9 protein-coding genes are annotated in these 8,405 nt (G+C 66.6%); all 9 read right to left on the bottom strand.

What is annotated here, in order from left to right; all coding sequences use genetic code 11:
* Positions 1-93: 93 nt before the first annotated feature.
* Positions 94-1,170: a 1,2-phenylacetyl-CoA epoxidase subunit PaaE gene (paaE, locus tag QMX96_RS25875; RefSeq protein WP_282362678.1), complete on the bottom strand. Its 1,077-nt coding sequence runs from the start codon at positions 1,168-1,170 to the stop codon at positions 94-96.
* A 31-nt stretch (positions 1,171-1,201) separates the two neighbouring features.
* Positions 1,202-1,735 carry a 1,2-phenylacetyl-CoA epoxidase subunit PaaD gene (gene paaD, locus QMX96_RS25870; RefSeq protein WP_054915435.1) on the bottom strand — a complete coding sequence of 178 codons (534 nt, stop codon included), beginning with the start codon at positions 1,733-1,735 and terminating at the stop codon, positions 1,202-1,204.
* Positions 1,722-2,486 carry a 1,2-phenylacetyl-CoA epoxidase subunit PaaC gene (gene paaC / locus QMX96_RS25865; RefSeq protein ID WP_088515418.1) on the bottom strand — a complete coding sequence of 255 codons (765 nt, stop codon included), beginning with the start codon at positions 2,484-2,486 and terminating at the stop codon, positions 1,722-1,724. Before paaC ends, paaD begins: the two co-directional genes overlap by 14 nt.
* An 8-nt stretch (positions 2,487-2,494) precedes the next feature.
* Positions 2,495-2,776: a 1,2-phenylacetyl-CoA epoxidase subunit PaaB gene (gene paaB, locus QMX96_RS25860; RefSeq protein WP_043863004.1), complete on the bottom strand. Its 282-nt coding sequence runs from the start codon at positions 2,774-2,776 to the stop codon at positions 2,495-2,497.
* A gap of 25 nt (positions 2,777-2,801) precedes the next feature.
* The gene (gene paaA, locus QMX96_RS25855) at positions 2,802-3,791 is read right to left on the bottom strand and encodes a 1,2-phenylacetyl-CoA epoxidase subunit PaaA (RefSeq protein WP_054915436.1); all 990 of its coding nucleotides are present in this window, start codon (positions 3,789-3,791) and stop codon (positions 2,802-2,804) included.
* Positions 3,792-4,020: 229 nt separating this feature from the next.
* Positions 4,021-5,337 carry a phenylacetate--CoA ligase PaaK gene (gene paaK, locus QMX96_RS25850; protein WP_054915437.1) on the bottom strand — a complete coding sequence of 439 codons (1,317 nt, stop codon included), beginning with the start codon at positions 5,335-5,337 and terminating at the stop codon, positions 4,021-4,023.
* Positions 5,338-5,419: 82 nt separating this feature from the next.
* A complete protein-coding gene (pcaF, locus tag QMX96_RS25845) occupies positions 5,420-6,625 on the bottom strand; it encodes a 3-oxoadipyl-CoA thiolase (protein ID WP_123752470.1) in 1,206 nt (401 codons plus the stop codon).
* A complete protein-coding gene (gene paaI, locus QMX96_RS25840) occupies positions 6,618-7,067 on the bottom strand; it encodes a hydroxyphenylacetyl-CoA thioesterase PaaI (protein WP_043863008.1) in 450 nt (149 codons plus the stop codon). Before paaI ends, pcaF begins: the two co-directional genes overlap by 8 nt.
* The coding region (paaH, locus tag QMX96_RS25835; RefSeq protein WP_282362677.1) for a 3-hydroxyacyl-CoA dehydrogenase PaaH at positions 7,060-8,405 on the bottom strand (1,346 nt) is incomplete at its 5' end. The genes paaI and paaH, both read right to left, overlap by 8 nt.

Raw genomic sequence — 8,405 nt, 5'->3', positions numbered from 1 at the left:
GGTCAAGCCCGCTCCCACAGGGTCTGCACTCTCCTCAAGACCCGTGCTGTACCTGTGGGAGCGGGCTTGACCCGCGATTGAGTCGACGCGGTATCAGACCTGATCGAAGTCCAGCACCACCCTGTCGCTGACCGGGTACGTCTGGCACGACAGCACATACCCCGCCGCCACTTCGTAGTCCTCCAGGGCGTGGTTGCTGTCCATCTCCACCTCCCCTTCGATGACCTTGCACTTGCAGGTCGAGCACACCCCGGCCTTGCACGAGTACGGCAGCTCGGCGCCGATGGCATTGCCGGCATCCAGCACGCTGACGGTGTTGCGCGGCAGGTCGAAGGCCAGCGCCCGACCGTCGCTGATCACGGTGATCTGGCTGACGGCGGCGTCCAGCTGGCGTGCCGCCTCGCGGGCTTCACGCTTGCGTTCGTCGCCCGCCGCTGCGAACAGCTCGAAATGGGTCTTCTCCCCCGCCATGCCATTGGCCTTGAGGCTGTCGCGCACGGTCTCGGTCATCGCCTGCGGGCCGCAGATGAAGGCGGCGTCCAGCGCCCTGGGGTCGAGCCAGCGCGAGAACAGCTGACCGCACTTGTCGGCGTCGATGCGCCCGTTGTACAGGTCCACGTCCTGCTGCTCGCGGCTGAACACGAAGATCAGGTTCAGGCGTTGCAGGTAGCGGTTCTTCAGGTCTTCGAGCTTGTCGCGAAACAGCGCGCCGGAGCTTGAGCGGTTGCCGTAGAGCAAGGTGAAGCGACTGTCGGGTTCGCGCTCCAGGGTGGTCTTGATGATCGACAGGATCGGCGTGATGCCGCTGCCCGCCGCCACCGCCAGGTAGTTGCCGCGACGGGTCGGGTCCAGTGGCACATGGAAGCTGCCCGAAGGCGGCATCACTTCGAGGCGGTGGCCGACCTTGAGCACCTCGTTGGCAAACGCCGAGAAGCGCCCGCCGGCCACGCGCTTGATCGCCACGCGCAGCTCGCCGTCTTCCACGCCGCTGCAGATCGAGTACGAACGGCGCACTTCCTCGTCGTCCAGTTGCGTGCGCATCACCAGGTACTGGCCCTGGGTGAAACGGAAATCGTCCTGCAGGTGCGCCGGCACCTCGAAGGCAATCGACACCGCATCGCGGGTCTCGGCGCGCACATCCTTGATGGTCAGGCTGTGAAATTGACTCATGCTGTTCTCCCGCTGCACGGCGCCAGCGCGCTCAGATGCATTTGAAATAGTCGAAAGGTTCCAGGCACTCGCGGCACCGGTACAGGGCCTTGCAGGCCGTGGAGCCGAACTGGCTGAGCAGCTCGGTGTGGCTGCTGGCGCACACCGGGCACAGCACCTGCGGGCTTTCGCCCAGCAGGCTGCGCTTGCTGGCACTGCCCACGGGCGGCGCGATGCCATAGGCACGCAGGCGCTCGCGCCCCTGCTCGGTGATCCAGTCGGTGCTCCAGGCCGGCGTCAGGCGCCGCTCCAGGCACGGCGCGGCGAACCCTGCCTGCTCCAGCGCCTGGCGGATATCGCCCTCGATCACCTCGGTGGCCGGGCAGCCCGAATAGGTCGGCGTGACCACAAGGTGCAGGTGGCCGGCCTGCCAGTGCAGGTCGCGCACTATCCCGAGGTCGACCACGCTGACCACCGGCACTTCCGGGTCCATCACCTGCTCCAGCACCGTCCAGGCGTGGCTCAGGTCATCGGCCCGCAGTGCCCGCGCACCGTGGTCGCTGGCGATCAGCTCACCAGGTTGCATCGGGGTAGGCCCGTGGCAAAAACTGCATTTCGGCCAGCAGGATGCCCAGGTGCTCGGTGTGCATGCCGGTACGCCCGCTGAGGTAGAAGTGGCTGGCCGCAGGCGGCAGCGGCAGTTCGACCGAGGCGAAGGTGGCCTCGACCTGGTGCAGCCATGCCGCGCCGACCTGCGCCGGGTCGGCGCCGATGCCCGCTGCGGCCAGGCGGGTTTCAGCCTCGCTGCCGCTGGCCAACTCCACGGTGAAGCGCCACACCTGCGTGATGGCCGCGAGCATGCGCCGGCGACTTTCGTCGGTGCCGCCACCCAGGCGCTGCACCCATTCACTGGAGCGACGCAGGTGGTAGGTAACCTCCTTGAGCGCCTTGGCGGCGATGCCGGCGATGCGCAGGTCGGTGGAGTCGCACAGGCCCTTGAGCACCTGCAGGTGCCAGGCGTCGAACAGGAACTGCTTGGCCATGGTCACGGCGAAATCGCCGTTGGGCTGCTCCACCAGCAGCAGGTTGCGGTAGGCGCGCTCGTCGCGGCGAAACGCCAGGTCGTCGGCATCGCGGCCGTCGGCCAGCAGCTCGGCGGCGTAGTCCAGCCAGTTGCGCGCCTGGCCCACCAGGTCCAGGCCGACGTTCATCAGCGCCAGCTCTTCCTCGATGGCCGGCGCCTTGCCGCACCACTCGCACAGGCGCTGGCCCTGGATCAGGGCGCTGTCGCCCAGCAGCAGCAGGTAATGGATCAGATCGTCTTGGGTGCTGTTCATGGTCGACCTCACATGTGTCCGACTTCGTCGGGCAGCTCGTAGAAGCTGGCGTGCCGGTAGACCTTGTCGTCGGCCGGGTCGAACAGCGGGTCCTTCTCGTCCGGCGAGGAGGCCACGATCAGCGCCGAGGGCACCACCCACAGGCTTACGCCTTCGCTGCGGCGGGTGTACAGCTCGCGGGCGTTCTCGATGGCCATGGCGTCGTCGGCGGCATGCACACTGCCCACATGCTTGTGGTTCAGGCCGTGCTTGCTGCGCACGAACACTTCGTAGAGGGTCCAGACAGACATCGTGTATCTCCCATCAGTCGCCGGTTCAGGCGGCGTTCTTGTTCTGTTGTTTGCGGGCGTAGGCGACGGCGGCTTCACGCACCCAGGCGCCGCTTTCGATGGCATTGCGCCGGGTGGCCAGGCGTTCCTGGTTGCACGGGCCGTTGCCCTTGAGCACGTCGAAGAATTCCTGCCACTGGATGGCGCCGAAATCGTAGTGGCCGCGCTCGGCGTTCCACTTCAGGTCGGGGTCGGGGGCGGTGCAGCCCAGCAGTTCGAGCTGCGGGATGGTCTGGTCGACGAAGCGCTGGCGCAGTTCGTCGTTGCTCTGGCGCTTGATCTTCCAGGCCATCGACTGCGCGCTGTTGGGCGAGTTGTCGTCGCTGGGGCCGAACATCATCAGCGCCGGCCACCACAGGCGGTTGATCGCGTCCTGCACCATGTCCTTCTGGGCCTGGGTGCCGTGGCGCATCATGGTCAGCAGAATCTCGTAGCCCTGGCGCTGGTGAAAGCTCTCTTCCTTGCAGATGCGCACCATGGCCCGTGCGTAGGGGCCGTAGGAGGTGCGCTGCAGCACCACCTGGTTGACGATGGCGGCGCCATCCACCAGCCAGCCCACCGCGCCCATGTCGGCCCAGTTGAGGGTCGGGTAGTTGAAGATGCTGGAGTACTTGGCCTTGCCGCTGTGCAGCTTGGCGATCTCTTCGTCGCGATCGGCGCCCAGGGTTTCCATGGCGCTGTACAGGTACAGGCCGTGGCCGGCTTCGTCCTGGATCTTGGCCATCAGCTGCAGCTTGCGCTTGAGGGTCGGGGCACGGGTGACCCAGTTGCCCTCGGGCAGCATGCCGACGATCTCGGAGTGGGCGTGCTGGGAAATCTGGCGGATGAGGGTCTGACGGTAGGCGTCGGGCATCCAGTTCTTGGCTTCGATCTTGATTTCGGCGTCGATCTTTTCCTGGAAGGCACGTTCCTGGGGCGACATCTCGTCCAGGGACTTGATGCGTTTGACGCCGGTTTCGACAAGCTGTGCGTACATGTTCGGGCTCCCGCCTCAAGGCTGGTTGGGCATGGGAGTATTTATAAGCGATACACAATTCAATATCAAACAGCTTTTTAGTGTATCTAATGTTTTTTTGTATCGCTTTGCTCTGAAAGCGGACCGCTACGCGCTCCATCGCGGGTCAAGCCCGCTCCCACAGGAACACGCTTTACCCAAGAACAAAAAAAAGCCCCGACCAGGTCGGGGCTTCGGCAGCCATCAGCTATCAGCTGGCCAGACGCTTGTCGTACACATGACAGGCCTTGCCTTCCGAACGTTTCAGCGTGCCCAACGGCTGCAGCACGATGCGCGTGCTGATGCCGATGTAGGTTTTGATCTGCTTGCCCAGCTCGGCAGTCAGCAGCCTGCGCTGCGCCTCGTCGTAGTGCTGGCATTCGGCACGCAGTTCCACGTGCACATCCACCGTGTCGAGATTTCCATCACGATACAGATAAATCTCATAGCACTCTGAAAACTGTTTTATTTTCAGAACCTGTTCCTCGACCTGGGTCGGGAACACGTTGACCCCACGCACGATCAGCATGTCGTCGCTGCGCCCGGTGATCTTGTCGATGCGCCGCATTGGCCGCGCGGTGCCGGGCAACAGTCGCGTCAGGTCGCGGGTGCGGTAGCGGATCATCGGCAGCGCCTCCTTGCTCAGCGAGGTGAACACCAGCTCGCCCATCTGCCCGTCGGGCAGCACCGCACCGGTCACCGGGTCGATGATTTCGGGGTAGAAGTGGTCTTCCCAGAGGGTCGGCCCGTCCTTGGTCTCGGCGCACTCCATGGCCACGCCCGGGCCCATGATTTCCGACAGCCCGTAGATATCCAGCGCGGTGATGCCCATGCGCTGCTCGATGGAGCGGCGCAGCTCGTCGGTCCACGGCTCGGCACCGAAGATCCCCAGGCGCAGCGCCAGCTTGTGCGGGTCCAGCCCCTGACGCTCGATCTCGTCGGCCAGGTTGAGCATGTACGAGGGCGTGACCATGATGATGTCCGGCTGAAAGTCGTTGATCAGCTGCACCTGCTTCTCGGTCTGCCCGCCCGACATCGGGATCACCGTGCAGCCCAGGCGTTCGGCGCCGTAATGCGCGCCCAGCCCGCCGGTGAACAGCCCGTAGCCGTACGACACATGCACCTTGTCGCCCTTGCGCCCGCCCGCGGCGCGGATCGAGCGCGCCACCACGTTGGCCCAGGTGTCGATATCGTTCTGCGTGTAGCCCACCACCGTCGGCTTGCCGGTGGTGCCGCTGGAGGCGTGCACCCGCACCACGTCATGCATGGGCACGGCGAACATGCCGTAGGGGTAGTTGTCGCGCAGGTCGGTCTTGGTGGTGAACGGGAATCGGGCCAGGTCGTCCAGCGAACGCACCTCGTCGGGGTGCACCCCCAACTGGTCGAAGCGCTGGCGGTACAGCGGCACGTTCTGGTAGGCGTGGGACAGGCTCCAGCGCAGGCGGTCAAGCTGGTGCTGGCGCAGTTCGTCGATGCTGGCGGTCTCCAGCGGGTCGAGTACAGCAGTGTTCAAGGCGGCCATGTTCATGTGTTCACTCTGATTCTTTTTATGGTTCAGCCCCTGACGGGCCCGAGTGTGGGAGCTGCACGGCTCCCGCTGTATTGCCGGCTCAGGTTCGCTCGATGATCATCGCGATACCCTGCCCCACGCCGATGCACATCGTGCACAGCGCGTACCGCCCGCCGCGCTGCTCCAGTTCCACCAGTGCGGTGGTCACCAGGCGAGCGCCGCTCATGCCCAGCGGATGCCCCAGGGCGATGGCGCCGCCATTGGGGTTGACCCGCGGGTCGTCGTCAGCCAGCCCGAGCTCGCGCAGCACCGCCAGGCCCTGCGCGGCGAAGGCTTCGTTCAGCTCGATGACATCCATGTCGGCCAGGTTCAGGTTGGCCAGTTCCAGTACCTTGCGCGTGGCCGGCACCGGGCCGATGCCCATGATGCGCGGCTCGACGCCGGCCGTGGCCATCGCCACCACCCGCCCACGGGCCTTGAGCCCGAAGCGCGCAGCCTGCGCCGGGCTTGCCAGCAGCAGCGCACAGGCACCGTCGTTGACCCCCGAGGCATTGCCCGCCGTGACACTGCCGCCCTCGCGAAACGGCGTACCCAGGCGTTGCAGCATCTGCAGCGTGGTGTCGCCACGCGGGTGTTCGTCGTGCTCGACGCGCCTGGGCTCGCCTTTGCGCTGGGCAATCGACACCGGCACGATCTCCTGCGCCAGGCGCCCGCTGGCCTGGGCAGCCGCCGCACGTTGCTGGCTGCGCAGGGCGAAGGCGTCCTGGTCGGCACGGGAAATGCCGAACTGTGCGGCGACGTTTTCGGCAGTCTCCGGCATCGAGTCGATACCATACGCCTTTTCCATCGCGGCGTTGACGAAGCGCCAGCCAATGGTGGTGTCGTACAGTTGCGCCTGGCGCGAGAAGGCCTGTTCGGCCTTGCCCATCACCAGCGGTGCGCGCGACATCGACTCCACCCCGCCCACCAGCAGCAGGCCGGCTTCGCCACTGCGGATCGAACGTGCGCCCAGGCCGATGGCGTCCATGCCCGAGCCGCACAGGCGGTTGACCGTGGTGCCCGGCACTTCTATCGGCAGGCCGGCCAGCAGCGCCGACATGCGCGCCACGTTGCGATTGTCTTCGCCGGCCTGGTTGGCGCAGCCGAACAGCACGTCGTCCACCTGCGACCAGTCCACCTGCGGGTGGCGCGCCATCAGCGCACGCAGCGGCACCGCGCCCAGGTCGTCGGCACGTACCGTGCTCAGCGCGCCGGCATAGCGCCCGATGGGGGTGCGCACGGCGTCGATGATAAGGGCGTCATTCATCTGCGGTCTCCTGGGCAAGCACTGTGCCTTGCACCTTGTAAGATTTGCCATGGAACAGCGCGATCAGCTGCCCGTTCTGGTTTTCCACACGCACGTCGTAGTTGCCGGTGCGTCCACCACGGCTCTGCTCGACGCAACTTGCATTGAGCGTGTCGCCCATCAGTGCCGGGGCGATGTAGTCGATGCTGCAGCCCAGGCCGATGGTGACCTGGTTGTAGGTGTTGCAGGCCACGGCAAACGCCGAGTCGGCCAGGGTGAAGATGTAGCCGCCATGGCAGGTGCCATGACCCTGGATCATGTCGGCGCGCACCGGCATGCTCAGGCGCGCCCTGCCCGGCGCGACGCTCAGCAGTTGCATGCCCAGCGCGAGGCTGGCGCGGTCACGGGCGAGCATGGCCTGGGCACATTGGCTGGCAAGCTCGGTGGCGTTCAGGTCAGTCATGCAATGCCCTCCCCTCGGCGACCGTGCGCCGCAGCAGCAGTGATGGCCGGTAGCGGCTTTCGCCGTAGGCGGCCTGCAGATTGTCGAGTACCGCCAGCACCTGCGTCGGGCCGATGGCGTCGGCCCAGGCCAGCGGGCCTTGGGGGTAGTTCACGCCCTTGCGCATGGCCAGGTCGACATCCGCCGCCGTGGCCACGCCCTGCAGCACCGCGTCGGCGGCTTCGTTGGCAAGCATGGCCACGGTGCGCATCACCAGCAGCCCCGGCACGTCGGCCAGCGGGCTGACCACCAGGCCCGCGGCCTGCAGCAAGGCCACGGCCTGGTCGCGGGCAGCGGGGGTGGTGTCGGCGGACCAGCTGATGCCGATGCGCCCGGCGGTGGCGTAGTCCAGCGCCAGGTCGAACAGCACGAGGTTGTGCAAGCCTTCGTCGCGGGCGCGCTGGCTGGCCAGGCGACCGTCGGTCAGGGCCAGCACGGCGTCGCCCACGCGTATGACTGCGTGCCCGCATCGCGGGTCAAGCCCGCTTCCACAACGACCGGTGGGCGCGGGCTCGACCCGCGATGGGGCCCGCGACACCTTGATGCCGTGCGCCTCGATACGCGCCAGCAAGCCCTGCGCAATGCCCAGGTCGCCTTCGACTTCGCAGGCCTCGATGCGCAAACCACTGCGCAGCTCGCTGACCACCGGGCGCGCGGCCGAGGGCCCATAGTCATAGAACCCCTGCCCGCTCTTGCGCCCCAGCCGGCCGGCATCCACCAGCGCCGCCTGGATCAGCGACGGCTGGAAGCGCATGTCGCCGTAATAGGCATCGAACACCGAACAGGTGACCGCGTAGTTGACGTCATGCCCGATCAGGTCGGTCAGCTCGAACGCGCCCATGCGAAAGCCGCCGGCCTCGCGCATCAGCGCATCCAGCGTGGCGCACTCGGCCGCACCCTCCTGCAACAGGCGCAGGCTTTCGGCATAGAACGGGCGCGCCACGCGGTTGACGATGAAGCCCGGGCTGGAGCTGGCATGCACCGGCGCCTTGCCCCAGGCCCTGGCCGTTGCATACAGGCTGGCCGCTACCTGCGGTGCCGTGGCCAGCCCCGAGACGATCTCGACCAGCGCCATGACCGGCGCAGGGTTGAAGAAGTGCACGCCCACGAACCGCTCGGGCCGCGCCAGGCCGGCCGCGATGCGGGTGATCGACAGCGACGAGGTGTTGCTGGCCAGCACGCAGTCGGCCGTGCAGATTGCTTCCAGGCGAGCAAACAGCTCGCGCTTGGCGTCGAGGTTCTCGACGATGGCCTCGATCACCAGCCCAGCGTCCGCCAGCTCGTCGAGCGCCTGCACCG

The organism is Pseudomonas sp. PS01300 (assembly GCF_029960155.1).
Classification (GTDB): Bacteria; Pseudomonadota; Gammaproteobacteria; order Pseudomonadales; family Pseudomonadaceae; genus Aquipseudomonas; species Aquipseudomonas palmensis.
Note: the sequence above shows the minus strand (reverse complement) of the source record. Positions and strands in the feature narration are given on the sequence as shown.